We start from the raw sequence: 25,228 nt of genomic DNA on the forward strand, positions 1-25,228 counted from the left end.
TTAGCCCCTCGCATCCTGCAGGATCATGTCACTGGCCTTTTCGGCGATCATGATGGTGGGAGAATTCGTGTTACCGCTGGTAATCGTGGGCATCACCGAACAATCGACCACGCGCAGCCCCTCGATCCCGCGCAACCGCAGCCGGGAATCAAGCGGCGCGCTGTCTTCCGGTCCCATATGCACGGTGCCGGAGGGATGGAAAATCGTGGTGCCGATATCGCCCGCCGCCCGGGCCAGGTCTTCGTCACTGACCGCAGCAAGCCCCGGCTTCATTTCCTCGGGCGCATATTTCGCCATTGGCGATTGTTCCATCACCTGCCGCGCCAACCGGATCGCGTTGACGGCCGTTTGCCGGTCGCCTTCGGTCGCCAGATAATTCGGCGCGATCCGCGGTTTGGCCCTGGGATCGGGTGAGGTGATCTCGACCACGCCCCGGCTTTCGGGGCGCAGGTTGCAGACGCTGGCCGTCATCGCCGGGAAATCGTGCAGCGGCTGGCCGAAGGCTTCCAGCGTCAGCGGCTGAACATGAAATTCCAGGTCCGGGGTGGCAAGGTCGGGGCGTGACTTGGCGAAGGCGCCCAATTGCGATGGCGCCATCGACATCGGTCCGGAGCGTTTCAGCGCATATTCCAGCCCGATCTTCGCCTTGCCCCACAGGCTGCTTGCCATCGTGTTGAGCGTTTTCGCCCCCTGCAATTTCCACGCGCAGCGCAATTGCAGGTGATCCTGCAAATTGCCGCCGACCCGGGCATTTTCATGCCGCACCTCGATTCCGTGTTTCTGCAACAGCGCACCCGGGCCGATGCCCGACAGCTGCAGAATCTGCGGCGACCCGATCGCGCCCGCCGACAGGATCACCTCGCCCGCCGCACGGGCGGTTTTGACCGCACCGCCCTGTTCGTATTCCACCCCGACGCAGCGCCCGTCCTCGATCAGCACCCGCCGCGTATGAGCATGGGTTTCGACCTGCAACGCCTGCCCCTTGGTCGACCGCAAAAACGCCCGCGCCGTGTTCATCCGCCAGCCGCGTTTCTGATTGACCCTGAAATAGCCGACGCCTTCGTTATTGCCGGTGTTGAAATCCGTCACCTTGGGTAATCCGGCCGCCGCGGCGGCGTCCATCCAGTCATCCAGAACGTCCCAGTGCAGACGCTGATTATCGACCCGCCATTCACCGCCCGCGCCATGCATGTCGCTGGCACCGTCGACGTAATCCTCGGACTTCTTGAAATAAGGCAGGACATCGTCCCAGCCCCAGCCCGCATTGCCCATCTGCCGCCAACCGTCATAATCGGCGGCCTGGCCGCGCAAATACAGCATCCCGTTGATCGACGAACAGCCGCCCAGAACCTTGCCGCGCGGATAAATCAGCGACCGCCCGTTCAGCCCCGGTTCCTTGGCGGTTGTGAACATCCAGTCGGTGCGCGGATTGCCGATGCAATACAGATACCCCATCGGAATATGAACCCAGTGATAGGCATCCGATCCGCCCGCCTCCAACAGCAGCACCTTTTGACCCGCATCCGCCAACCGCTTGGCCAGAACACAGCCGGCGCTGCCGGCCCCGACGATGATATAATCCCACTGCATTCCTGCCCCCTTTTTGTGGGCAGAATGGGCCAAGGCGAAAGGTTTGACAATGCCGGGAAATCACCCGGACCAGGCATCGGATCAGTAGAAACCGCAATCCTGGCTAAGCTGATTGGTATTATGGAAAACCCGGGGGTCACCATGCCCGCCATGTCGGTCATACCAGCCGGTCAGATCGAAATCAGGCGTCCAGATCACCTGTGTGGGAACTCCATCGTGACTGACGCCTGCGAACACGATGGTACCGCACGCACCGTTCCAGTCATCGCAGCGGATCACCATTGCCTGCTGAATCCGCCCGACATGCCAGCACAGGTCGAAAATCCCGCCAGGACCGAAATGCCATGCCGTTTCATCCCCGTCGCGCACCGCGATGACCAACCGGCTGCTATCGCCGGGCCGGGCGTCGAACCGGCTTAGCCCTTTGCCATGATACGTGTTCCGGCCGGACGATACCGCGAACTGACCATCCTTTACGTGAACCAGGAATGACATGACGGCCTCCTTTTCGGACACCTGACATATCCAGAAGGCCTTAACAGCAGATTAGCATCGGTCGGAATCCAGATAAATTTCGCCTAAACCGGCAATGCGGTGGTCTTGAACACGGTGCGCAGGGCGAAACTCGATTGCATCTGTGCCACGGCGGGCAGCCGCGACAGGTGTTGGCGATGGATGCGGGCAAAATCTTCGGTGCTTTCGGCGACCACTTTGAGGATGTAATCCGCCGTCCCCGCCATCAGGTGACATTCCAACACGTCCGGGATGCGCGACACCGCCTTTTCAAACGCGTCGAGCACCTCATCGGCCTGCGCCTGCAGGGTGATTTCCACAAACACCGTGGTCGACACTCCGATCTTGCGTGGATCCAGCAGCGCGACGTAATCGCGGATATAGCCATCCGCTTCCAGCCGCTGCACCCGGCGATGACAGGCCGAAGGCGACAGGTTCACCTGTTCCGACAGGTCGGCATTGGAAATACGTCCCTTGCGTTGCAACACGGTCAGGATGCGACGATCGGTTTGGTCCAGCGCCATTGATGCAAAATCCTTCGCAATTTTGTCCATTTATTCGAACAATGTTCACATCTTTTGTGAAATTACGACCCGAATTTCAACCCTTTTGCAGAAATGATGCGACATCCTACCTTTGACCCCAGGAGGAGACGCATTATGAAACTCGGTTGTCCCAAAGAAATCAAACCACAGGAATTCCGCGTCGGCATGACCCCGAACGCGGCACGCGAAGCCATCGCCCATGGCCATGACGTGGTGATCGAAAAAGGCGCGGGCGTCGGTTCGGGCTTCCCCGACAGCGACTATATCGACGCCGGGGCGGTGATCCTCGACACCGCCGAAGAAATCTTTGCCACCGCCGACATGATCGTCAAGGTCAAGGAACCGCAGGCGGTCGAGCGCAAGATGCTGCGCGAAGGCCAGTTGCTGTTCACCTATCTGCACCTCGCCCCCGATCCCGATCAGACCCATGATCTGCTGGCCTCCGGCTGTACCGCAATCGCTTATGAAACCGTCACCGACCCGCGCGGCGGCTTGCCGTTGCTGGCGCCGATGTCCGAAGTCGCGGGCAAACTGGCACCGCAGGTCGGTGCCTGGACGCTACAGAAAGCCAATGGCGGCCGTGGCGTGTTGATGGGCGGCGTCCCGGGCGTCCGTCCGGCCCATGTCGTGGTGATCGGCGGCGGCGTCGTCGGCACCCATGCGGCGCGGGTCGCTGCCGGAATGGGCGCGGATGTGACCGTGCTGGACATGTCGCTGCCGCGGCTGCGCTATCTCGATGATAACTTCCGCGGCGAATTCAAAACCTCTTACGCATCTCAGGGCAATACCGCCGAACTGGTCGCCGCCGCCGATATGGTGATCGGTGCCGTCCTGATCCCCGGTGCCGCTGCCCCGAAACTGGTGTCGCGCGCGCAGCTTTCGACGATGAAACCCGGCGCGGCCATCGTCGATGTCGCCATCGACCAGGGCGGATGCTTCGAAACCTCCCATGCGACCACCCATGAAAACCCGATCTATGACGTGGACGGGGTCATGCATTACTGCGTCGCCAACATGCCCGGCGCGGTCGCCCGTACGTCGACCATCGCGCTTGGCAATGCCACCATGCCCTTCATGCTGGCGCTGGCCGATAAGGGCTGGAAACAGGCCTGCGCCGACGATCCGCACCTGCTCGAAGGGTTGAATGTCCACGCTGGCAAACTGACCTACTATGCAGTGGGCAAGGCGCTGGGACTCGACGTGACCTCGCCGCAGCTGTTGATCAAGTAACACCAAGTCACCTTGCACCTTAGTGCATCCTCCCTCGCCCGGCAGGTTCCCCTTTCCCTGTCGGGCGTTTTTTTTGCGCGTCCTACAAACAGAATTGCGGCCCGCCAAATGGCGGACCGTTTCAACTCGAATAGGTGCGACCGATGCTCAGCCCTTGTTCAATGCGTCGCGGATCTCCAGCAGCACGTCCAGTTCGCTCGGGCCTGCCGGTGCCTCCTCGGCCGGCGCTTCCTCTGCCTTGGTCGCGGCATCCTTGGCCTTGTTCACCATGCGGATCAGCATGAAGACGACAAAGGCGATGATCAGGAAATTGATTACCGCCATGATGAAGCTGCCATAGGCAAACACCGATGCCCCGGCTTCACGCGCGGCGTCCAGACTGGTACCGGCGGCGACATCCCCGGACAAAACCGCATAATTGTTGGTGAAATCCACCCCGCCGGTGAACAACCCGATGATCGGATTGATCAGATCGGCCACCATTGATTTCACAATCGCGGTAAAGGCCGCGCCGATGATAATCCCGACCGCCATGTCCATGACATTGCCCTTGGCAATGAAATCCTTGAATTCTTTAATCATAATGTCCCTCATTTTGCTTGGCACTTGGCCACCTGCACGCGCCCTATACGCGAAATCACAATAGATAGGGTTCTTTGTCACAGCCAAGCACCTTTTTATCCGGGAAAATCCGTATATTTTCCCCTTAGCAGATACAAAGGAACCGACATGACCTTTCCCGACGATTTCCCGATCACCCAGAAATGGCCCGCCAAGAACCCGTCGGTTCTGCAACTCTATTCCTTCCCGACACCGAACGGCGTCAAGGTGTCGACCATGCTCGAAGAAATCGGCCTGCCCTACGAAGCGCACAAGGTGACATTGAAGGACGAGGACGTGAAATCGCCGGAATTCCTGTCGCTGAACCCGAACAATAAAATCCCCGCGATCATTGATCCCGACGGTCCGGGCGGCAAACCTTTCGGCCTGTGGGAATCCGGGGCGATCCTGATTTATCTGGCGGAAAAAACCGGGAAACTGCTGCCCAAGGACCCAGCCCAGCGCTACAGGGTGATCCAGTGGCTGATGTTCCAGATGGGCGGCGTCGGCCCGATGTTCGGGCAATTGGGATTTTTCTACAAATTCGCCGGCAGCGCGGTGCAGGACCCGATTCCGCGCGACCGCTATATCGCCGAAACCAAGCGCCTGCTGAACGTGATCGAAGGCCAGTTACAGGGCCAGGACTGGATTTGCGGCACCTTTTCGATTGCCGATATCGCTTTGGGCGGCTGGCTCAGGGCGCTGGAAATTTACGGTGCCCGCGATACTGTCGGCTGGACCGGTTACCCCAACACCGTGGCCTATCTCGACCGCTACCTTGCCCGCCCGGCGGTACAGCGCGGCCTGAATATCCCGCCACGGACCTAAGCTTGCATCAGCTTTGCCCGGAACAAAGGCACGCAGCGCCGCCGGGCAGCGCGAAATCGTACCTGGTCATTATCATTCAAGTCGAGGGAAATTGGCAGGGGCATCAGGGTTCGAACCCGAGACCTACGGTTTTGGAGACCGTCGCTCTACCAGCTGAGCTATACCCCTAAGGCCGACGATTGACTATGACAGCCGACGGCCAAGATCAAGACCCTTTTCACCCATTAGGGTGAATTCGGTCCTTCACGATACTGCGCCACCAAGTCCTGCAAACCTGCAATATCGGCCGAGGCGAGAATTGGCAAAATCGCCCTGATCTGGTCCTGCTCCAGATCCCACCATCGTAAACGCTGCAACAGGTCCACCACCTGCGGCGCAAACCGTTGCCGGACCGGTCCCGCCGGATTGCCCCCGACAACCGTATAAGGCGCGACATCCCGCACCACGACGGCCCCGGCCGCTATGATCGCGCCATCACCGACGCTGACCCCGGGCAGAATCATCGCATTATGACCGATCCAGACATCGTGACCGATCACCGTGTCGCACCCCCGGCTGAATTCCTCGGCATAAAGGTCCATGCAGTCATGGCTGAAAACCGCGAAAGGATAGGTGCTGAACCAGCGTTTCGGATGATCGGCGGATGAGGTGATGAACCGTGTCCCATGGGCGAACTGACCGAATTTGCCAATGGTCAGCGTTTCCGGCGCGCCGGGATGCAGATAGGGCGCAATCCGGGCCGCGTAATCATCGACCGGTTCAAAGTCGTTATAATAGGTGAAATCGCCAATCCGGATATTGGGATGGTCGATCACCTGACGCAGCCAGACGGTATGGGGATAAGCGCTGCCATCCGGCAAGCGGATCGGGTGACGCAGCGAAGCATCAAGAAATTCAGACATAACAGAAATCCTGTCATCATTGGTAGGACGTGATGGGGTCGGATATGGCTGTTATGTGTTCACGGCACCCTCCATGGTACAGGCTCAGGTTAGCGCGCCACGCCGCGCCCGACAATGGCAAACCCCTCGGGCATACTTACCAGCGTTGCGGCTGATTGATGGTCGACCCCGCCGCTCTGCCGCCGCCATGCCGCGCATCCAACAGGCAGTCGTCGCCATAGTCCACCGGTGCCGACCGGGCAGATGCAGGAACGAAATCCTGCCCGTCATGCGCTGTGACCGGGCGTCGTCCGCGCGCGCCTTTGCATAGCCGGAACAGGAAGACCGCAATGGTTGCGAGAAAAGAAAACACCCCCACGGGGCCAAAAAGAGTCGTGTTCAGAAAATTCATTTACCCAGTCCCTCTAAATCGAACCGGGTTTCAGTCTGGCCGCTCAAAATGGCGGGACTGCGGCAGTCACATGGCGGTTTGCAGCAGTTTTATGCGCCGAAATGCCGCCCGGACATGGCTCACTGCCCGCCACCGACCCAACCCATTCGCCACAGCAGGATCAGCTGCGTCGCAAACAGCCCTCCCATCGCGACGCACAGCCACATAAACGCGTTGCTGTCGTCCACACCCGGCATTCCGCCCACGTTGACCCCGAACAGGCCGGTCAGGAATCCCAGCGGCAGGAAAATCGCTGACAGGATCGACAGGACGAACATATTGCGGTTCAGCCGGTCCGACAGGTGCCCCGACAGCTCTTCGCGCAGAACCGAGGCCTGTTCGCGCAACTCTTCGATGTCTTCCACCACCCGGGTCATTTTCAGGTATTCTTCCTCGATCTCTCGCCGTGTGGACCGGTCTATGAAATCCAACTGCGCCTTGCTGATCGATTCCAGCGCGGCCCGCTGCGGGATCAGGAACCGCCGCGCGGCGATCACCTTCAGCCGCAGGTCGACCACTTCGCGGCGCAGACGATTGTTGGATTCGGCAATCACCTGTTCTTCCAGATCCTCTGCCTTCTGATCGAGATCCTTCTGAAAGTCAGCGATAAAGCCGGTGATTTCCTCGACCACCCGGACCAGGAACGCCCCGGCGCTGTCGATCTCTTCGCCCGCGCGCATCGCGGCATCCAACCGTTCTACGACACGGGATCTTTTGCGCGAAATCGTGACGATCCGGTGCGCGTCGATCCACATGCGAATCGAAATCATGTCTTCTGGATTCTCACCCTCATTCATGTTGACCGAACGAAGAATCACGATCATCCCGCTGCCAAGGATGCTGACACGCGTGCGGGTATCGACGTCCAGCAACGCCTCGATCGCCTGACTGTCGAGGTAATTCAAATGCCGCGTGAACCATTCAGCGGCATCAGGATCGGTGCCGTCCAGATGCACCCAGGCCGGGGTTTCGTCCTCCAGCACGCGCAGCAGGGCGGCTTCATGCAGGTTTGCGCCCCTCTCAGGGCCACCTAACGCATGGGCGAATTTCACGAAACTTGGCAGCATCCGGTGTCTCCGACGGGGCTATGCCGGGTCAGGATACAGCCCGCGACCGCGCGATCAACCATGACGAAGCCAGATTTGGCAAAATGAAAGGGACCCCCCGCAAAAACGGCACCGTAGCAGATGCGTTGCACCATCAGGCCAAGCCGCCCGTTTCCCCACGCCTGCCCCGAACCATCGCAGCCACAGCAAAGGCGTCTTGGACTTGCTGATCGGATAGGGGAACAAAACGGCCATTCTGAATTCGAAGCGATTCAACCCAGACCGGCATTGGCTGGTTTTACATCCGAACAGGAATACCTTATCCGGGTGATACCAATCTTACGGAGATATCGGAAATGAAAGCTCGGGTTTGGAGTGCGTGCAGCGCCGTTTTGCTGGTTGCCGCCTGTGCAGAAAGTCAAAGCAGCGCCTCAAAAGATGGCTTTTTCAAAGTCTTGCCCGAGGGCGTCCAGGCCATCGCTGCCACCAACCAAGATTTGACCGCCGTCCGAATAGACCCGGCAGATGGATGTTATGTCTATCGCTATGTCGGCCCTGTCGAAACGACATTCCTGCCGCTTCGCACCGTTGAGGGCCGCCCGATCTGTAGCCGTCAATCACAAACCGCCACGACCGGTTGAGCCTTCAATACGCGTTGAATTTTCCCCGGCCAAGCCCCCGACCTAACCGCGTCAGCTTTTCGCGGAAACCAGTTCTTCGGGCGCGTACAGCACCGCCGTGGCCCCGGTGTTTACATGTTCATACAGATCATTGATGTGGGGCATGATCATCCGCACACAACCGGAACTGGCCCGACCTCCGATAGACCTTGGGCTGGGTGACCCGTGAATGCGCAGGTAAGTGTCACGGCTCCCGACGTAAAGGTACAAAGCCCGCGATCCAAGCGGGTTTGTCGGCCCGGCATTCATCCCGTCTGCATATTGTGCATATACGTCAGGTTCGCGCTTGATCATCGCGGGCGTCGGCGTCCAGGTCGGCCACTTCGCCTTCCGCCTGATTGAATACGTACCCGCTTCATACAGATTGCCGCGCGCTATGGCGACGCCGTATCTCATCGCAGTGCCATCCTCACGGATGTGATACAGATAGCGCGCAACCGCATCGACATGGATGTCTCCCGGTGTCAGGCCCGCGTTGGCCTCGACTAGTCGGGGCAGAAACCGCGTTCCGACACCCCACGGGTTAGATGTGGCAGGATCATAATCCTCTGGTGTCACTTGCGCGTCCCACAAGGCCCACTTTGATCTGTCAGATGTCGCGGCAGCCGCAGACGATACTTCAAGCGGTGCCGAAAACAACGCGGCCGCTGAGACAATAAAATGGCGTTTGGTCAGCATGGTTTCACGTTCCTGTCTGTCCTTCTTTCGACGTCGCAATGCACAGCCGAAATGTAAAGCCCTGCGCAATGCAGGACCAGTCACATGCCCGTGTAGCGTTTCAAAAGCTAATAATAGTAGCAGGAAGACAACTACCCTATTGGACCACGACTGGTAAGGGGCCACCCAGCAAGGCAGCCCCCTGATCCGATCAGCGCCCGGCCGTCACAGGTCGATGCGGAACCGGGCAAACCCGTCCGGCCCGTCGCCTGCCAGGGCGATCTTCACCCCTTGCACCTTGTCGGCATAGGCCGCCGCCTTGGGGCCGGTGTCGAACAACACACTGGTGCCCGGCATCGCGGCGAATGTCCAATTGGCATCGGCCGACGGGCTGATGGTGCCCTGTTCAACGATATAACGCACGATCACGTCGCGGTTGGTATCCGGCGCGGTCAGGATGGTCGTCGACCCGTCCGCCCCCGGAAATTTGCCACCGCCGCCAGCGCGGTAATTGTTGGTGGCAATGACGAATTTCGCCGCCATATCCAGCGGCGCACCGTTGTAACTCAGATTGACGATCCGGTTGGCGTCGGGATTGATCAGATTGCCGTCGGTATCGAATTTCGACGGCTGGCTCAGGTCGATCTGATACTCCACCCCGTCAATCACATCGAAATTGTAACTGGGGAAGGACGGGTTCAGCAGCACCTGATCGGCTTTGCCCGGCTCGATCTGGTTGAAAATCCCCGCCGAGCGTTCCAGCCAATCCTTGACCTGCTGCCCGGTGACCAGAACCGCGCGCGCGGTGTTGGGATACAGATACAGATCGGCCACGTTCTTGATCGCCACATCGCCGACCGCCACGTCGGTATAATAATCCGGGCCACCGCGGCCACCGGCCTTGAACGGGGCCGCCGCCGACAGGATCGGCAGACCGGCATATTCGGTGCCTTCCAGCATCTGTTCGACATACCATTTCTGCGCAATCGACACGATCTGCACCGAAGGATCATCGGCCACCAGCGCGAAATAGCTATGCAGCGGCGCATCGGTCTTGCCCACCGCGCGGCGCACATAGGCCAGCGTTTCCTCGTGTTCCTGCGTCACCGCGTTCAGCACCGCAGGCACGCTTTCCACCAGCGCGGTGATCGAACGGTCCTCGTTCCGTTTGTAGATCGGCCGGGTTTCGACCGCACTGGTCACCACCTGCCAGCCGTCGCCGCTTTGTTCCAGCATCAGGTCGATCACCCCCAGATGCGACCCCCAATAGCCACCCATGACGGCTGGCTTGCCGTGGATCAGGCCCTTTTCGGCATCCACGCCCGGGTAATCGGCAAAGGTCGGTGACGGGAACACCAGATGCGAATGCCCGGTCATCAGCGCGTCGATGCCATCGACCGCTGCCAGCGGCACCGAGGCGTTTTCCATGCCTTCGCTATGCTCCGCCGACCCAATGCCGGAATGGCTCAGCGCGATGATGATATCGGCACCCTTTTCCTTCATTTCCGGCACATAAGCCCGGGCGGTATCGACGATATCGCGGGTGTTCACATTGCCTTCCAGATGGCGACGGTCCCAGTTCATGATTTGCGGCGGTACGAAACCGATCAGCCCCACCTTGATCTTATGCTTGGTCCCGGCGCCATCGGTCAGTTCACGGTCCAGAATCACATAGGGCGGCACCAGGGTGGTGTCGTCGCGCGGGCCCGCGCCCATTTCCTTCACGACATTGGACGACACCATCGGGAAATTCGCCCCGGCCAGCGACTTCGACAGGAAATCCAGACCATAGTTGAATTCGTGATTGCCCAGCGTCGAGGCATCGAATCCCAAAGTGTTCATCGCCGCGATCACCGGATGCAGATCGCCTTCCTTCATGCCCCGCTCATAGGCGATGTAATCGCCCATCGGGTTGCCCTGCAGGAAATCGCCGTTATCGACCAGCATACTGTTGGTCGCTTCGGCACGAACCGCCCCGATATGCGCCGCCGTACGCGCCAGACCAACCGTATCCACCGGACGATCCGAGTAATAATCGTAAGGGAAAACATGCACATGCAGGTCGGTGGTCTCCATCACCCGCAAATGGGCCTGATTGGCCGCCGCGCGGGCGGAAAACGGGTGCAGGGCAATCAAACCGGCGCCGGCGGCCGCGCCCAAAAATTCACGCCGGGAGAAACTGGATGTCATTTTGAAACCTCGTTCAGGCAGTAGGGACTACAATCAAATACCCTCAGAATAACAAATCCATGACCAATTGGTAAATTTATTCAGCATCGCGGCCTGATCAGCCGCTTCTCGCTGCCTGTCGCGGCCTTGACCGGCGCATCACTTTGCGGACTGACCATAGAAAAAGGGCCGCCCAATGGGCGGCCCTTTCTATCTCTGCCAAGCGGGAAGCTTAGGCGATGATTTTCGAAACAACGCCCGACCCGACGGTGCGGCCGCCTTCACGGATGGCGAAGCGCAGGCCTTCTTCCATCGCGATCGGGGCGATCAGCTCGGCGGTGAATTTCAGGTTGTCGCCCGGCATCACCATCTCGGTGCCTTCGGGCAGTTCAACCGTGCCGGTCACGTCGGTGGTCCGGAAATAGAACTGCGGACGGTAGTTCGCGAAGAACGGGGTGTGACGGCCGCCTTCGTCCTTGGTCAGGATGTAGACCTCGGCTTCGAACTTGGTGTGCGGGTTCACCGAACCCGGCTTGCACAGAACCTGACCACGCTCGACCGCTTCACGGTCGATACCGCGCAGCAGCGCGCCGATATTGTCGCCGGCTTCACCGCGATCCAGCAGCTTGCGGAACATTTCAACACCGGTACAGGTGGTGGTCTGAGTGTCCTTGATACCAACGATTTCGATGGTGTCGCCGACATTGATCACGCCACGTTCGATACGGCCGGTCACAACGGTACCGCGACCCGAGATCGAAAACACGTCTTCGATCGGCATCAGGAACGGCTGGTCGATGGCACGTTCGGGCTCGGGGATATAGTCATCCACGGCCGCCATCAGTTCGCGGATCTTGTTTTCGCCGATTTCCGGATCGCGGCCTTCCAGCGCGGCCAGCGCCGAACCTGCGACGATCGGGATATCGTCACCCGGGTAATCATATTCGCTCAGCAGCTCGCGGACTTCCATTTCCACCAGCTCCAGCAGTTCCTCGTCGTCGACCTGGTCAACTTTGTTGAGGAACACCACCAGCGCCGGAATGCCGACCTGACGGCCCAGCAGGATGTGTTCACGGGTCTGCGGCATCGGGCCGTCAGCCGCGTTCACAACCAGGATGCCGCCGTCCATCTGCGCCGCACCGGTGATCATGTTCTTCACATAGTCAGCGTGGCCGGGGCAGTCGACGTGAGCGTAGTGACGCTTGTCGGTTTCGTATTCCACATGCGCGGTCGAGATGGTGATGCCACGGGCTTTTTCTTCCGGGGCGCCGTCAATCTGATCGTAATCTTTGAAGTCACCGAAATATTTGGTGATTGCTGCGGTCAGCGTGGTTTTACCGTGGTCAACGTGGCCGATCGTGCCGATGTTGACGTGCGGTTTGTTACGCTCAAACTTTTCCTTTGCCATCTTTAAAGGCGCCTCGTGGTTTGGGGGCCCCTGCGGCCCGGGTTGATCATCGCGGGCCGTTTATTGGTTTTGGAAAGGAAAATCAAGCGCTCCGTTGCGCCGATCGCCGCTTCCGCGCCCTTGTTTTCAAAGGATCGGGTCGCGCGTTATTCCGCAGCCGCGGATTCGGGGCCGAACCAGCCCGCTTCGGCCTGCATTTTCACCAGATAATTCTGAATCACCTTGGCCGCATTCCGGCTCAGGTTGCGCATCTGGATTTCTTTCGACTGGGTCAGCCCCGATCCCAGAAGCGTTTCCCCCGACAGCGATTCCAGAATGGTGAATTGCTCTGGCTTTTCATTCAGCTTGGCGCCCTTGGCGTCATCCCAGACGGTCAGATTGACGATCAGGACCGATTTCGGCGAGGCCACGATCGGCACGCCGGGCTGGGCCAGGACATAGCCTTCGACCGAGGTGCCGAAATGATACAGACGCGCGCCCTCATAGCGCCCGAACCGTTCCTCGATGGCCGTGCCCAGCGCCGCCTTCCATTCGTCTTCGCTGGCCGTGCGCGACAGCGGCCCCTTCACCATCTTGGGGGCCACAACGATATTATGCCCAAGGGAAAAATCACCCAGAAAAACCTTGTCCTTGTCCAGATCGTTGGCATTGGTGCAGGCGGTAATGGCCAAAAGCGCGATCAGCGCGGCGAAACGGGACAGCATCGGCAATTCCTTCCAAACGACGTTACTGCGGAATAGACCACCCCGGCCCGCCACGCAATCCGCGCGTCTGCGATTGCCGGACCGCTGTGGCCCGCTATATGATCCCGACAGGAGGTCCGCCATGCATCCGACCCTGTCCATCCCGGTTCATGTGCCGCTGGTGCGCCAGCCCATGGGCATATTACAAAGCCTCAACGCCGCCCGGCAAAACGTGCTGTCGATCATCCCGCATATCGCCACCACCCAACCGATGGTCAGCGGCAAGACCGGCAAGCGCTGGCATATGGTGATGGACCCCGACGCGATCCGCCGAATTCTGCTCGACCGGCTCGACGATTACCCGAAATCTCTGGTGACCAAGAACCTGCTGCGCCCGGCGATCGGCGATTCCCTGTTCGTGGCCGAAGGCGCACATTGGCGCTGGCAACGGCGCGCCGCAGCCCCGGTGTTTTCCCACCGCAACGTGACCAATCTGGGCCCGGTGATGACCGCCAGCGCGGAACGTGCCGCCGACAGGGTGGCGCAAAGCGGCAATCGTGCGATCAACATGGCCGATGAAATGGTCCGCGCCACCTTCGACGTGATCGGTGACGTCACCTTTTCCGACAGCGGCGGGTTCGACCGCGACGCGGTGCACCGCGCCATCGACGCCTATATCGACGCCGCCGGGCGGGTGTCGCTGTTCGACATCTTTGGCCTGCCTGACTGGATTCCGCGCCCGGCGCGGCTGATGTCGGGAAAGATCCTGAAGGAAATGAAAACCCTTGCCGACAGGTCCATCGACGCCCGCCGCCAAGAACCTCATACAGGCACGCCCGACCTGCTTGACCTGCTGTTGCAGGGCGAAGACCCCGAAACCCACCGCCGGATGAATACCAGCGAATTGCGCGACAACCTGCTGACCTTCATCGTGGCCGGGCATGAAACCACTGCCCTGACCCTGGGATGGGCGCTGTACCTCGCCGCCTTCGACCCGCAAGTGCAGCAGCGCGCCCACGCCGAAGCCCGGGCCGTGCTGGGCACCCGCGCCGCCACCGCCGGGGATGTGGCGCAACTGCCCTTCATTCGGATGATCGTGGACGAAGCCCTGCGGCTCTACCCGCCCGCCGGGCTGATATCGCGCACCGCGCTGAAACCCGACACGCTGGGCGGGCGCGACATCCGCCCCGGTGACACGGTGATACTGCCAATCTATGCGCTGCATCGCAGCCATCTTTACTGGGACGATCCCGATGCGTTCCGGCCCGACCGGTTCGCCGACCGCAAGGCGATCGCGCGCTATACCTACCTGCCCTTCGGGGATGGCCCGCGCATCTGCATCGGGGCCAGTTTCGCGCTGCAGGAGGCGGTGATCATCCTGGCGACCCTGCTGGCCCGGTTCCGGTTCACCCCGGTGCCGGGGCGCGATCCGAAACCGGTGATGATCATCACCCTGCGCCCCGAAGGCGGGGTTTGGCTGCAGGCGGAACCGGTCTGAGGGGGCACTGCCCCGCCGCGCCCTGCGCGCGCCCTGTTGACAGCTAAAAAGGTTTGATAAACCCTGCGTGAAAAGCACATCTCGAATAATGAGATCAGGGGGGGGGCAGAGGTGACCGAGGAGACCAGCAAACAGCGGATGACCGCAGGCGCGGCGCTGCTGGCACGGTTCAGCAGGTTGGGGGTGGAGTATATCTTTGCCAATTCCGGCACCGATTTTCCACCTGTCATCGAAGGTCTGTCCGAGGCGGAGGCGCAGCATATCCCGCTGCCCCGCACCGTGACCGTGCCCTTCGAAACAGCCGCCGTCGCCATGGCGCATGGCTATACGCTGGCCACCGGCAAACCGCAGGCCGTCATGGTGCACACCAATGTCGGGCTGGCCAATGCCGCGATGGGGGCCATCAACGCGGCCTGCGACAATATCCCCATGCTGCTGCTATCGGGGCGTACGCCGACGCTGGAAAAGGGCCGTCTGGGTGCCCGCACCGTGCCGATCGGCTGGGGGCAGGAAATGCTGGATCAGGCCAGCCTGATCCGCGAAGCCTGCAAATGGGACTACGAACTGCGCTTCCCCGAACAGGTGTTCGACGTGACCGACCGGGCCCATGGCATCGCCACCAGTACGCCCAAAGGGCCGGTCTATATCAGCCTGCCCCGCGAGGTGCTGAGCGAAAGCGTGCCGGCCAGCGGTGCCGCCCGCCGCCCACAGATGCGCGGCGCAGTGACCGGCGTCAGCGCCGAACAGATCGACGCGGTCGCCGATTTTCTGGCCAGCGCCGCGCATCCGGTCATCTTTGCCCAGCACGGTGCAGGCTCGGCCGAGGCTTTCGCGGCCTTGTCGCGGCTGACACAGGCATGGGGGATACCGGTATGCCAATACTGGGCGGTCGAACTCGCCCTGCCAACGACCCACCCGATGGCGGCAGGCCCGGACCCGCGCGCCCTGCTCGAACAGGCCGATGTCGTGCTTTGCCTTGATGCGCTGGCCCCTTGGGCACCGGCCCAGATCGAACCGCGCGAAGACGCGACCGTCATCCAGATCGGACCCCGCCCGTTACAGGACCGGTCCGGCGTGCGAAATTTCCGCTGCGATCTTGGTCTCACCACCGAACTGGCCCCCGCCATTCTGGCGTTGGAAACGGCCTTGTCCGCCCGGCTTGCGGATCGCCAGAGCCGCATCGAGAGCCGCAAGCGCGACGTCGCCGCTGCTAATCTCGCCAACCGGACCGCCCGCATCGGGGCGGCAGAGGCCGACGTCAATTCTGCCGCCTTGACCAAGCGCTGGATCAGTCACACCCTGTCTTTGAAACTGCGCGACCGGGACGCAACGGTGTTTTCAGAACTCGGCTGCCAACTGCCGTTCATGACGGTCGACAAGCATCAAAGCTGGTTCGACGGCCCCCATGCGGGCGGGCTTGGCTGGGGCTTTCCGGCGGCGATGGGATATGCGCTGGCAAAACCGGAAAAAACGGTCGTCGCCACGATGGGTGACGGTTCCTATATGTTCGCCAACCCCGTCGCCTGTCATCAGATCGCGGAATCGCTCGGCCTGTCGATTGTCGTGCTGGTGCTGAACAATACCGAATGGGGGGCGGTGCGGCAGTCGGTGATGGACATCTATCCCGATGGCTATGCCGCCAGGGCCAATACGGTGCCACTGACCGACCTTTCGCCCAGCCCGGATTTCGTCAAGGTGGCACAGGCCAGCCGCGCATGGGCCCGCCACGCCAGCGATGCCGACGGTTTCGATGCCGCCCTGACCGACGCATTGGCCCATGTCGACGCCAAGCGCGGACTGGCGCTGATCGAGGTGGCGATCGGGAAAAGCTGAAACAACGCGCCCGCCAGACAGCAAGAAAGCGCAGCCTCCCGGATGCGCTTTCTGCCCTGAAACCCCGTCCGGGTGTCAGAACGGGTAATGCTGGTTCGGGTCTTCGATCGTGATCCAGCGCAGATCGGTGAATTCCGCGATCGCCGCCTTGCCGCCAAACCGGCCATAACCGGAATCCCCGACCCCGCCAAAGGGCATCTGCGGTTCATCCGAAACGGTGGGACCGTTGATGTGACAGATACCGCTCTTGATCTGGTTGGCAGCCGAGATCGCACGCTGGATATCCTGACTGAACACCGCCGCCGACAGGCCGTATTCGGTGTCATTCGCGGTTGCGATTGCCTGCGCATCGCCGCGCACACGGATGATCGATTTGACCGGACCAAAGCTTTCCTCGCCATAGATCCGCATCTCGGACGTCACCCCGTCCAGCAACGTGGCCGAATGGATCGCGCCGTCCCGCTGACCGCCCGCCACGAGCTTTGCGCCCTTGCCGGTGGCATCGGCGATCAGCGCATCCATCTTTTCGCCCGCAGCGGCACTCACCAAAGACCCAAGCACGACCTGATCGCGCGGGTTGCCATAAGGCAGCTTCGACGCCCGCGCCGCAAGCTTTTCAACGAATTCATCGGCGATTGCTTCGTCCACGATCAGACGCTCGGTCGACATGCAGATCTGGCCCTGATTCATGAAGGCGCCAAAAATCGCCGCATTCACAGCGCCGTCGATATCCGCATCGGACAGAACCACCAGCGGCGCCTTGCCGCCCAGTTCCAACAGCGCCGGTTTCAGGTTTTCACCAGCAAGGCGGCCGATGATGCGGCCCACGGCCGACGATCCGGTGAAATTCACATGTTTGACGGCGGGCGCTTCGATCAGGGCTTTCACCACCTCCGCCGCATCCTCCGGCGCGTTCGAAACATAGTTGACCACGCCGGCGGGCAGACCGGCCTCGACAAAGCAATCCACGATCATCCGGTGGGTTTTCGGACAGGATTCGGACCCTTTCAGGATCACGGTGTTGCCGCAGGCCAACGGCATCGCAAGCGCGCGGGTGCCAAGGATCACCGGCGCGTTCCATGGCGCAATCCCAAGACAGACACCCTTAGCGCGGGCCACGCCCATGGCCAATGTGCCGGGCTTGTTGGCCGGAATGACCTCGCCCCCGATTTGCGTGGTCATCGCCGCCGCTTCGCGGATCACGCCAGCGGCCAGCATGACATTGAACCCCGCCCACGGCCCGGTGGACCCGGTTTCCGCGATCATGGTGGCGACAAAGGCGTCGGATTTTGCCTCCATCGCGTCGGCCGCCTTGTTCAGAAGCGCCCGCCGTTCGCCCGGCCCCATCGCGGACCAGGCTGGAAAGGCTGCGTCAGCCGCCGCGACAACCGCTCCGATATCGGCGGCCTTCGCGGCGGCGGCGGTGGATGCGACTTCGCCGGTAACCGGGTCGATCCGGTCAAAGGTCCCCCCCCCCGATGCGCCGCTATCCTTGTTATTGATGACGAATTGAACAGTCATGGTGGTTTCCTCAGAATTGATTGATTTCAGCAAGTATTGACGCCTCAAGCCCGCCATCGGTGGCCAGGTTATGACCGTTGATCCAGCGCGCGGCATCCGAACACAGGAACAGGATCGCGGGCGCAATATCGGCGGCGGTTCCGGCGCGGCCGACACGGTCCACATCCGAATTGACCCGCTCATTTCCCAGCACTTCGCGGAACTGCGTCAGGATCGGTGTATCGACCGGACCGGGGGACACCGCGTTCACCCGGATGCCGCGTGACTTGAACCTGTCGAAATGCGCCGCCAGAAGGGTCCAGACCAACAGGATTTCCTTTGAAACGGGGTACCCCGCTTCGTTCGGGATGGCATGTTCCTTGACGATCTGCGCGGCGTCGGGGAACCCGGGCGTCTTGACAATGGCGGCGGCGCGCTTGGCGTTCTCGCGCCATCCAAACCCCGCGATCGACGCCACATTCACCACCGATCCGCCTTCGCGGATTTTCGGTTCCAACGCTTCGGTCAGGGCCCGCAATCCGAAAAAGTTGATCGCCAATGTATTGGCCGCCCCGGTATTGCCCGACACGCCCGCAACGTTGCAAAGCGCATCCAGCCGGTTCGGCAAAGCCGCCGCAATGGCGGCCACACCTTCGGGCGTCGACAGGTCGCCGCTCAGGAACTGACCGAATGTGTCGTCCGGCTTTGCCCGGTCGATCCCGATCACCTCGGCGCCCAATTGACCGGCAAGCTCTGCGGTCCTGCGACCGATCCCGCTGGCTACCCCAGTGACCACGATGGTCTTTCCAAAGAGCATGACAACTCTCCTCTTAATGAATGTTAAAGTTTCTGTTCTGGTTGCACGACATAGCCAAGCGGCATCAATCGCAGACCGGTCCGCGCCTCGACCCAGCCCCAAAGCCCCTTTGGCAGAAAAAGCGAAAACAGCATCGCTGCGGCACCCAGTCCGATCAGGTACCAAACGCCCGTATCGGAGAACCAAGTCTCGACTCCGAAAAACACCAAGGCCCCCAGAATAGCGCCTTCAAAACGACCCAGCCCGCCGACCAGCACCATGAAGATCATGTAGGCCGTCCACTGCACCGAAAAATAGGTCTTGGGCTGGAACGCCGACACCTGCGCCAACCACAAGGCCCCCGCCACCGCGGTCCCGAACCCGGCAAGCACAAAGAACAGCCGCTTGGTCCGCATCGGGTTCACCCCGATTGAATCCGCGGCTTCCTCATCATCACGGATCGCCTGCATCGCCAGCCCGGTCGGCGTGCGCAAAACCGCGAAAAGCAGCCCCAGCAACCCGACCATCCCGACCAGAGCGGCCCAGAAAATGTAAATCCTCCGGGTTTCGATGTCGAAGGCGTTGAGCGAAATCAAAGAGGTGCCCGTTTCGCCCTGAATCAGCGGATCGAGATTGACGCAAAGATGCGCGATCGAGGCAAGCACCCACATGCCAATTGCGAATTCACCGGCCCGCAGCTGCAACATGAACAGCGACAGAACCCATGATATCGCCCCCACCACCAGCGCCGCGATCGGGATGGCCAGAAACGGATCGACCCCCGCATCCGCGATCCGGATCGTCATATAGGCACCCAGCCCAAAAAACAGTTGCTGACCGATGGAAACAAGCCCGCCATAGCCGGCCAGCGCATTCCACATCGCGGCCATGATGATATAGATGAACAACACGGTCAGCCGCTCGATGACACCGGCGGATGCAAATGGCCCCAATACCGCCAACAGCACGACAATAACGGTGGCCAGCGAAAACGTGACCTTGGCCTGCCAGGTCCAGCGTTGAATCCTCATTGGGCATCTCCCTTGCGCAATGCGGCAGGCAGAAATGCGGCAAGGATCGACCCCTTGCCGCTGCGCCATATCCGAAAGAACAGGAACATCAGAAAGGCGATGTGACCGCCCAGAAGAAATCCTTGCGGATGGATTTGTGCGCCCAGCGATTGCGCCACGGCCAGAATGATCGCACCGCCCAACACCCCCCAAAGCGACCGCGCGCCGCCAATGATTGTGGCCTCGAACGCGAACAGCAATTGCGGCGCCCCGGCATAGGCATCGAACGTCCCGCGCAAACCCAGGGCCACGCCGGACACCGCGACCGTCATCGTCGCCAAAGCCGCCGCAACCCCCGCCGCGCGCCGCGCATCCACCCCCACCAGACCGGCGGTCACGGGATCGGCCGCGGTCGCACGGATCTGGCGGCCAAGCGCGGTTTTCTTCAACAGCAGATCCAATGCCCCGATGATGACAATCGCCGCGATCAGGATGTAGACCGGCAACTTGCCGACATAGATATTCCCCGGCAGCTCAAACGCTTCCCAGCTCAGATCCCCGACATAGGGTGACAATGACCGCGTATTCGCGCCGAACTGCTGAAACAACAGATTGTCCAGTACGATGGCCAGACCAAAGGTCGACAGCACCGGCAGCAGCTCGCCGCCCTTGACCGCCCGTTCCAGCACCAGACGCTGCAACAACCACCCGGCCAGCCCCATCACCGGAATGATCGCCAGCAACGCCACGAAGGGCGACAGACCAAACGTATCGGACACCACCCAGACCAGATACGCGCTGACAATCGCCAGCGACCCATGCGCCAGATTGATGACCCGCATCACCTGAAACATGAAGGCAAGCCCGCAGGCAATCAGCGCATAATACCCGCCCAGCAGCGTCGCCTGTATCAGAATATTGATCATGCCGGTTCTCCCACAGCACTGTAACCTTGTCCGAAATAGGCTTGGGTGATTTCAGCACGGTCGGTCTGCTCCATCGCGCGATCCAGCAGGATGCGGCCCTCCAGCATACAGATGACCCGGTCCGCCACCGCCATCGCCCGGGTCAGGTCCTGTTCAACCAGAATGATCGTCGTGCCCATGGTCAGCAAATTGTCCAGCGACGCATAGACCTGATCCACCACGAGCGGCGACAGACCAAGACTGACCTCGTCCAGAATCAAAACCTCCGGGTTCGACATCAGGGCCCGCCCGATGGCGGTGGCCTGTTGTTCGCCGCCCGACATGGTGCCGGTCAGCGCATGACGCCGCTTGACGAGGTTCGGGAAGGTTTCAAAAACCTTGTCGACCGTCCAGACCCCGGGCCGCCCAACCGTACGGCCCAGCAGCAGGTTTTCCTCAATCGTCATATCCAGAAACAGCTTGCGCCCCTCGGGGACCAAAGCCAGCCCGGCGGCAACCCGCAGATGGCTAAGGGTATGGGTAATATCAACCCCGTTCAGACGGATCGCCCCGCCATGGACCCTGTTGGCCCCGGCAAGCGCGCGCAGCATCGTCGTCTTGCCAGCACCATTCGCCCCGACCAGCGCGACGATCTCGCCTTTGACAATATCAAAACTGACCGACCGGACCGCGCGAAACTGACCATAACGCACGTCCAGATCCTGTACCGATAACATGCTCATTCAGGCGCTCCTCCCAGATAGGCTTTGACCACTTCAGGATGCGTCATCACCGCATCGGGATCGCCCTCGGCGATGATCCGCCCCGCATCCATGCACACCAACCTTTCGGCCACCTGCACAAGGATATGAACGATATGTTCGATCCAGACGATGCCGATCCCGCGGCCGCGCAGTTTACGGATCGTGTCCACCAATTCGGACGCCTCGGCATCGGTCAACCCGCCGCCGATTTCGTCCAGCAGCAGCAGCTTGGGCCGCGTGGCCAAAGCACGGGCCAGTTCCAGCCGCTTGCGATCCAGCAGACCGATGCTTTCCGCCGGGCGGTTCGCCACCGGCATCATGCCGCAGATTTCCAGCGCGTCGAGAGCCAGATCATAGGCCTCGGACTGGCGTCTTGCGCCCGCATGGGTAGCGGCCACAAGCACATTTTCAAAAACGGTGATGCCCGAAAACGGTTTGGGGATCTGGTGCGTGCGCACCAGTCCCTTCGCCGCACGGTCGCGGGCCGGCAACCTGCTGACATCGGCATCGTTCAACCGCACCTCGCCGCTTGTGGCAAAGGTTGCGCCGGACAAAACCCCAAGCAGCGTCGATTTCCCGGCCCCGTTCGGTCCGACAATGCCGACGGCTTCGTCCGAATGGACCGAAAAATCGATCCCGTTCAACACCGCCAGAGACCCAAAGGATTTGTGCACCCCACTGGCCCGAAGCTGCGCGCCCTGCGTCATCACCGTTGCCCCGTTCACTCGTTATACGGGATCAGCTTGGCGGCAACCGGCACATTCGGGTCGGTCGCGTTTTCCGTCACCAGATAGTCGAACTTGTACGGCCCCTCCGATGCGGCAACCCACTGCGTCCCAATGATCGGCCCCGGCGATACGTTCGGCACCGGCCCGGAGGTGAAGTCGACCTGCCCGCCAATCGTTTCGACGTTCAGAACCGCAATCGCATCCCGGATGGATTCGCGCGATTTGGGATCGGCGGCCGCCTTAAGCGCCTCCACCCCGGCATCAAGCAACGACAGCGTCGCGCCAAGCTGCTGGGTCCACTGTTCCCCCGTCTCAGCCTCCCAGCCATCGGACAATTGCTGTCCGCTCAACCCTGTCAGGGGCGAACTGTAGGGGAAATCGCGATGCCAGTATGCCGCCGATGAAATTTTGCTTCCCAGCGATCCCAGCGCTTCGATATCTGACGGGAACAGCCCGGTTTTGGCGGTCTGCATGATCTTGATCTGACGGGTCAGCCCCTGCTGCGCAGCCTGACGCCAGAACGCGGCGAAATCCGGCGGGATCGGGAAGGTGTTGATGATCTCGACCCCTTCGGCCTTGAACAGCGCGATCTGTGTCGAATAATCGGTGGTGCCGGTTTCATAGGCGCCGGGGTCGATGATGGTGAACCCCGCGTCGGCCAGTTGCGGCGCAAGCGCGGCGCGCACGGCGTTACCATCGGCGTCATTCGGATACATCACGCCGACTTTCTTGTTGGTCTCGACCAAAGACCATTGCGAAACATAGGTCTTCAGGAATTCACCGACACCGAACCCGAAATGATAGGTCCACTTGAACGGGCTGGGTTCGCCCGGTTTCGCGCCGCGCCCGAAATACCATGCCTCCCAGGGCATCACGGTGGACAGGCAGGGCACACCAGCCGCTTCGCACGCGTCCGCCACCGGGTTGATCACCTCCGGGGTCGAAACCGCCAGCATCAGATCAATCCCCGCGTTGATCAGCTCTTTCGCAAGCTGCGCCGCGCGGGCCGGATCGGATTGGGTATCGCGGTCCAGAATTTCGACCGCATAGGACTTGCCGCCGATTTCAAGCCCGCCCGCCAAAGCCTCGCGGGCCCGGTCAAGCACATAGCCGTCGGTTTTTCCGAACCCGGCCAAAGGCCCGGTGCGCGGGCTTACAAAGCCGATGCGAATTGTCTCGGCACCCTGCGCCATTGCGGCGCGCCCGGCGAATGTCAGACTGCCTGCGGCCAGCGTCGTGCCAACGAATTGGCGACGGCTGAGAATGGCTTTCGAAATTGCGGTTTTCATTTGGTCTCTCCCGGTTGTTATGCTCAAAGGCTCTTTTTAAGTCGCGCCCGTGTCGGGCGGCGTTGTGATCCAGCGCAATTCGGTGAATTCATCGAAACAGGCATCGCCGCCAAAACGGCCATAGCCGCTGGCCTTCATGCCGCCGAACGGCATTGCAGGATCGTCCGCGACGGTTGCCGAATTGATGTGGCAAATGCCGGTTTCCAACTGCTCTGCGACGGCGCGGGCGGCGGAAATGTCGCGACTGAACACAGCCGAAGACAGCCCGTATTCGCAGTCATTCGCAATCGTGACGGCCTCCTCGGCGGACCCGACCCGGTAAACCCCGACCAGAGGACCGAAACATTCCTCCGAATAGATCCGCATCATCGGAGAAACACCGTCAACGATGGTCGCATCCATGAACTGACCGCGCGCAGGACCACCCGCGCGCAACACCGCCCCCTTGCCCACCGCGTCTTCGATCAACGCCGAAAGCCGCGCCGCGATCGAGGATGTCGCCAACGGTCCGACCCGCATACCCGGCTCGCGCGGATCGCCCGCGGTCAGTCCGCGCGCGCGGATCGCCAGCGCCGCCACAAAGTCATCGGCAATCGCGTGATCGACGATAATCCGGTCGGTCGCCATGCAAATCTGGCCCGAATTGAGGTAAGCCCCGAACAGCGCCGCCTCCACCGCCAGATCAATATTCGCATCCGCCAGCACGATGAACGGCGATTTGCCTCCCAACTCCAGCAGACAGCGTTTCAGATGCTGCGCGCCAAGCCCGGCAACGATCCGCCCCACCCGCGTCGATCCGGTGAAATTCACCCGGCGCACGGCGGGGCTTGCGATCAGGGTCTCGACAACCTCGGCGGAATGTTCGGGCGCATTGGTGATGATGTTCAGAACTCCCGCCGGCAAACCCGCTTCGTGCAGCAAATCCCCAATCAGAACATGTGTAACCGGACATAGCTCGGACGCTTTGAAAATGACCGCATTGCCAAACGCCAATGGAAACGCGATTGCCCGCATGCCAAGCGCGACAGGCGCATTCCACGGCGCGATGGCCAGACAGACCCCCGCAGGCACGCGCACCGCTTGCGACGTCGTTCCATCTGGAACCGTGCCTTCGGCACCAAATCTTTCGGCCAGCGCCGCCGTGGCTTCCAACACGTCCGAAGCAATCTGAAGATTGAACGCAACCCACTCCGCCGTTGCGCCGACTTCGGTGGTCATGCTTTGTGCAAATCTTTCGGCATATTGCGGGATCAACTGCTTGGCCCGCCTTAAAACGGCGGCGCGTCTGGCCCCTGTCAATGTCGACCATGAACTGAAATTTGCCGCCGCGACCGACGCGATATATTCCGCATCCGCCGCGCGCCCGTCCGCCGCGACCGATGCCACCAGATCGGTCGACGGGTCCAGCCGCGTGAATGTCGCGGCAGCCTCGGCAGCCACATGCGCGCCGTTCACGAACAGCCCGGTCTCCAACGGCCCGCCCGTCCCGCGTCCAGTGGTTGCGACAGCCGAACTGGCTGTTTTGGCGAAATCAGTCACGCGGTCCTCCCCTGCCAGTCCGGCAGCCCGGCCCTCACTATGACCCGTTTGCACGGGCCAACAAATGTCGGTATCTGGGTAAATA

23 protein-coding genes and 1 tRNA gene are annotated in these 25,228 nt (G+C 61.1%); 4 read left to right on the plus strand and 20 right to left on the minus strand.

All coding sequences use genetic code 11. From position 1 onward, the window contains the following. From VOI23_RS01750 to VOI23_RS01760, 3 genes are all read right to left on the minus strand, one after another. Complete coding sequence (locus tag VOI23_RS01750; RefSeq protein ID WP_323780616.1) at positions 1-1,590, minus strand: GMC family oxidoreductase; 1,590 nt, start codon at positions 1,588-1,590, stop codon at positions 1-3. A gap of 81 nt (positions 1,591-1,671) precedes the next feature. Continuing rightward, entirely contained in the window at positions 1,672-2,085 is a 414-nt protein-coding gene (locus VOI23_RS01755; RefSeq protein ID WP_323780619.1) for a hypothetical protein, read from the minus strand. Positions 2,086-2,168: 83 nt separating this feature from the next. Next, entirely contained in the window at positions 2,169-2,627 is a 459-nt protein-coding gene (locus VOI23_RS01760; RefSeq protein ID WP_058263022.1) for an Lrp/AsnC family transcriptional regulator, read from the minus strand. Between the two features lie 135 nt (positions 2,628-2,762). On the opposite strand from VOI23_RS01760, the gene ald reads away from it, so the two are divergent. After that, positions 2,763-3,878, plus strand: coding sequence for an alanine dehydrogenase (gene ald / locus VOI23_RS01765; protein ID WP_323780625.1), 1,116 nt, complete (start codon positions 2,763-2,765; stop codon positions 3,876-3,878). Between the two features lie 147 nt (positions 3,879-4,025). Here the strand turns inward: ald and mscL are convergent, their stop codons facing one another. Then, a complete protein-coding gene (gene mscL / locus VOI23_RS01770) occupies positions 4,026-4,460 on the minus strand; it encodes a large conductance mechanosensitive channel protein MscL (RefSeq protein ID WP_323780628.1) in 435 nt (144 codons plus the stop codon). A gap of 147 nt (positions 4,461-4,607) precedes the next feature. Here mscL and VOI23_RS01775 point away from each other — a divergent pair, with 147 nt between their 5' ends. Then, positions 4,608-5,306: a glutathione S-transferase family protein gene (locus VOI23_RS01775; RefSeq protein ID WP_323780631.1), complete on the plus strand. Its 699-nt coding sequence runs from the start codon at positions 4,608-4,610 to the stop codon at positions 5,304-5,306. Between the two features lie 92 nt (positions 5,307-5,398). Here the strand turns inward: VOI23_RS01775 and VOI23_RS01780 are convergent. The 8 genes from VOI23_RS01780 to VOI23_RS01815 form a co-directional block, all read right to left on the minus strand. Further along, positions 5,399-5,474: transfer RNA gene (locus VOI23_RS01780), tRNA-Trp, on the minus strand. A gap of 56 nt (positions 5,475-5,530) precedes the next feature. After that, positions 5,531-6,208 carry a CatB-related O-acetyltransferase gene (locus tag VOI23_RS01785; protein WP_323780634.1) on the minus strand — a complete coding sequence of 226 codons (678 nt, stop codon included), beginning with the start codon at positions 6,206-6,208 and terminating at the stop codon, positions 5,531-5,533. A gap of 136 nt (positions 6,209-6,344) precedes the next feature. Beyond that, complete coding sequence (locus VOI23_RS01790) at positions 6,345-6,599, minus strand: hypothetical protein (protein ID WP_323780637.1); 255 nt, start codon at positions 6,597-6,599, stop codon at positions 6,345-6,347. A 119-nt stretch (positions 6,600-6,718) separates the two neighbouring features. Next, positions 6,719-7,705 carry a zinc transporter ZntB gene (locus VOI23_RS01795; protein WP_323780641.1) on the minus strand — a complete coding sequence of 329 codons (987 nt, stop codon included), beginning with the start codon at positions 7,703-7,705 and terminating at the stop codon, positions 6,719-6,721. A 671-nt stretch (positions 7,706-8,376) separates the two neighbouring features. Next, the gene (locus tag VOI23_RS01800) at positions 8,377-9,042 is read right to left on the minus strand and encodes a L,D-transpeptidase (protein WP_323780643.1); all 666 of its coding nucleotides are present in this window, start codon (positions 9,040-9,042) and stop codon (positions 8,377-8,379) included. 204 nt (positions 9,043-9,246) lie between these two features. Continuing rightward, positions 9,247-11,211 carry a bifunctional 2',3'-cyclic-nucleotide 2'-phosphodiesterase/3'-nucleotidase gene (locus VOI23_RS01805; protein WP_323780647.1) on the minus strand — a complete coding sequence of 655 codons (1,965 nt, stop codon included), beginning with the start codon at positions 11,209-11,211 and terminating at the stop codon, positions 9,247-9,249. 211 nt (positions 11,212-11,422) lie between these two features. Then, a complete protein-coding gene (tuf, locus tag VOI23_RS01810) occupies positions 11,423-12,598 on the minus strand; it encodes an elongation factor Tu (protein WP_323780649.1) in 1,176 nt (391 codons plus the stop codon). A 146-nt stretch (positions 12,599-12,744) separates the two neighbouring features. Beyond that, positions 12,745-13,302 (minus strand): hypothetical protein, encoded by a 558-nt coding sequence (locus VOI23_RS01815; protein WP_323780652.1) that lies wholly within the window; start codon positions 13,300-13,302, stop codon positions 12,745-12,747. 121 nt (positions 13,303-13,423) lie between these two features. Between VOI23_RS01815 and VOI23_RS01820 the strand changes: the two genes are divergently transcribed. Together VOI23_RS01820 and VOI23_RS01825 are read left to right on the plus strand one after the other, a co-directional pair. Continuing rightward, positions 13,424-14,779 (plus strand): cytochrome P450, encoded by a 1,356-nt coding sequence (locus tag VOI23_RS01820; protein WP_323780655.1) that lies wholly within the window; start codon positions 13,424-13,426, stop codon positions 14,777-14,779. A gap of 111 nt (positions 14,780-14,890) precedes the next feature. After that, a complete protein-coding gene (locus VOI23_RS01825) occupies positions 14,891-16,612 on the plus strand; it encodes a thiamine pyrophosphate-requiring protein (RefSeq protein WP_323780658.1) in 1,722 nt (573 codons plus the stop codon). A 75-nt stretch (positions 16,613-16,687) separates the two neighbouring features. Here VOI23_RS01825 and VOI23_RS01830 read toward each other — a convergent pair whose 3' ends face one another. The 8 genes from VOI23_RS01830 to VOI23_RS01865 are packed head-to-tail and all read right to left on the minus strand — an operon-like array spanning position 16,688 to position 25,143. Beyond that, positions 16,688-18,133 carry an aldehyde dehydrogenase gene (locus VOI23_RS01830; RefSeq protein ID WP_323780661.1) on the minus strand — a complete coding sequence of 482 codons (1,446 nt, stop codon included), beginning with the start codon at positions 18,131-18,133 and terminating at the stop codon, positions 16,688-16,690. Between the two features lie 10 nt (positions 18,134-18,143). Continuing rightward, positions 18,144-18,929 carry a coniferyl-alcohol dehydrogenase gene (locus VOI23_RS01835; RefSeq protein ID WP_323780664.1) on the minus strand — a complete coding sequence of 262 codons (786 nt, stop codon included), beginning with the start codon at positions 18,927-18,929 and terminating at the stop codon, positions 18,144-18,146. A gap of 23 nt (positions 18,930-18,952) precedes the next feature. Further along, positions 18,953-19,939: a branched-chain amino acid ABC transporter permease gene (locus tag VOI23_RS01840; protein ID WP_323780667.1), complete on the minus strand. Its 987-nt coding sequence runs from the start codon at positions 19,937-19,939 to the stop codon at positions 18,953-18,955. Beyond that, positions 19,936-20,844 (minus strand): branched-chain amino acid ABC transporter permease, encoded by a 909-nt coding sequence (locus VOI23_RS01845; protein WP_323780670.1) that lies wholly within the window; start codon positions 20,842-20,844, stop codon positions 19,936-19,938. Before VOI23_RS01845 ends, VOI23_RS01840 begins: the two co-directional genes overlap by 4 nt. Continuing rightward, positions 20,841-21,566, minus strand: a complete 726-nt coding sequence (locus VOI23_RS01850) for an ABC transporter ATP-binding protein (protein WP_323780673.1) — start codon at positions 21,564-21,566, stop codon at positions 20,841-20,843. Before VOI23_RS01850 ends, VOI23_RS01845 begins: the two co-directional genes overlap by 4 nt. Next, positions 21,563-22,294, minus strand: a complete 732-nt coding sequence (locus VOI23_RS01855; protein WP_323780676.1) for an ABC transporter ATP-binding protein — start codon at positions 22,292-22,294, stop codon at positions 21,563-21,565. The genes VOI23_RS01850 and VOI23_RS01855 overlap by 4 nt, the downstream gene beginning before the upstream one ends. 14 nt (positions 22,295-22,308) lie before the next feature. After that, a complete protein-coding gene (locus VOI23_RS01860) occupies positions 22,309-23,604 on the minus strand; it encodes an ABC transporter substrate-binding protein (RefSeq protein WP_323780678.1) in 1,296 nt (431 codons plus the stop codon). A 36-nt stretch (positions 23,605-23,640) separates the two neighbouring features. Continuing rightward, entirely contained in the window at positions 23,641-25,143 is a 1,503-nt protein-coding gene (locus VOI23_RS01865) for an aldehyde dehydrogenase (RefSeq protein ID WP_323780682.1), read from the minus strand. Positions 25,144-25,228 lie beyond the last annotated feature (85 nt).

The sequence above is a fragment of the Thalassovita sp. genome, from assembly GCF_034670005.1.
In the GTDB taxonomy this organism is placed as follows: Bacteria; Pseudomonadota; Alphaproteobacteria; order Rhodobacterales; family Rhodobacteraceae; genus Thalassobius.

Excerpts from the sequence above, each read along its gene's own strand:
- VOI23_RS01815 (WP_323780652.1), bottom strand. The coding sequence starts at position 13,302 with ATGCTGTCCCGTTTCGCCGCGCTGATCGCGCTTTTGGCCATTACCGCC.
- VOI23_RS01775 (WP_323780631.1), top strand. The coding sequence starts at position 4,608 with ATGACCTTTCCCGACGATTTCCCGATCACCCAGAAATGGCCCGCCAAG.
- VOI23_RS01855 (WP_323780676.1), bottom strand. The coding sequence starts at position 22,294 with ATGACGCAGGGCGCGCAGCTTCGGGCCAGTGGGGTGCACAAATCCTTT.
- VOI23_RS01845 (WP_323780670.1), bottom strand. The coding sequence starts at position 20,844 with ATGATCAATATTCTGATACAGGCGACGCTGCTGGGCGGGTATTATGCG.
- VOI23_RS01795 (WP_323780641.1), bottom strand. The coding sequence starts at position 7,705 with ATGCTGCCAAGTTTCGTGAAATTCGCCCATGCGTTAGGTGGCCCTGAG.
- VOI23_RS01760 (WP_058263022.1), bottom strand. The coding sequence starts at position 2,627 with ATGGCGCTGGACCAAACCGATCGTCGCATCCTGACCGTGTTGCAACGC.
- VOI23_RS01840 (WP_323780667.1), bottom strand. The coding sequence starts at position 19,939 with ATGAGGATTCAACGCTGGACCTGGCAGGCCAAGGTCACGTTTTCGCTG.
- VOI23_RS01785 (WP_323780634.1), bottom strand. The coding sequence starts at position 6,208 with ATGTCTGAATTTCTTGATGCTTCGCTGCGTCACCCGATCCGCTTGCCG.
- VOI23_RS01835 (WP_323780664.1), bottom strand. The coding sequence starts at position 18,929 with ATGCTCTTTGGAAAGACCATCGTGGTCACTGGGGTAGCCAGCGGGATC.
- VOI23_RS01850 (WP_323780673.1), bottom strand. The coding sequence starts at position 21,566 with ATGAGCATGTTATCGGTACAGGATCTGGACGTGCGTTATGGTCAGTTT.
- VOI23_RS01800 (WP_323780643.1), bottom strand. The coding sequence starts at position 9,042 with ATGCTGACCAAACGCCATTTTATTGTCTCAGCGGCCGCGTTGTTTTCG.
- mscL (WP_323780628.1), bottom strand. The coding sequence starts at position 4,460 with ATGATTAAAGAATTCAAGGATTTCATTGCCAAGGGCAATGTCATGGAC.
- VOI23_RS01805 (WP_323780647.1), bottom strand. The coding sequence starts at position 11,211 with ATGACATCCAGTTTCTCCCGGCGTGAATTTTTGGGCGCGGCCGCCGGC.
- VOI23_RS01750 (WP_323780616.1), bottom strand. The coding sequence starts at position 1,590 with ATGCAGTGGGATTATATCATCGTCGGGGCCGGCAGCGCCGGCTGTGTT.
- VOI23_RS01820 (WP_323780655.1), top strand. The coding sequence starts at position 13,424 with ATGCATCCGACCCTGTCCATCCCGGTTCATGTGCCGCTGGTGCGCCAG.
- VOI23_RS01755 (WP_323780619.1), bottom strand. The coding sequence starts at position 2,085 with ATGTCATTCCTGGTTCACGTAAAGGATGGTCAGTTCGCGGTATCGTCC.
- VOI23_RS01790 (WP_323780637.1), bottom strand. The coding sequence starts at position 6,599 with ATGAATTTTCTGAACACGACTCTTTTTGGCCCCGTGGGGGTGTTTTCT.
- tuf (WP_323780649.1), bottom strand. The coding sequence starts at position 12,598 with ATGGCAAAGGAAAAGTTTGAGCGTAACAAACCGCACGTCAACATCGGC.
- VOI23_RS01830 (WP_323780661.1), bottom strand. The coding sequence starts at position 18,133 with ATGACTGTTCAATTCGTCATCAATAACAAGGATAGCGGCGCATCGGGG.
- ald (WP_323780625.1), top strand. The coding sequence starts at position 2,763 with ATGAAACTCGGTTGTCCCAAAGAAATCAAACCACAGGAATTCCGCGTC.
- VOI23_RS01860 (WP_323780678.1), bottom strand. The coding sequence starts at position 23,604 with ATGAAAACCGCAATTTCGAAAGCCATTCTCAGCCGTCGCCAATTCGTT.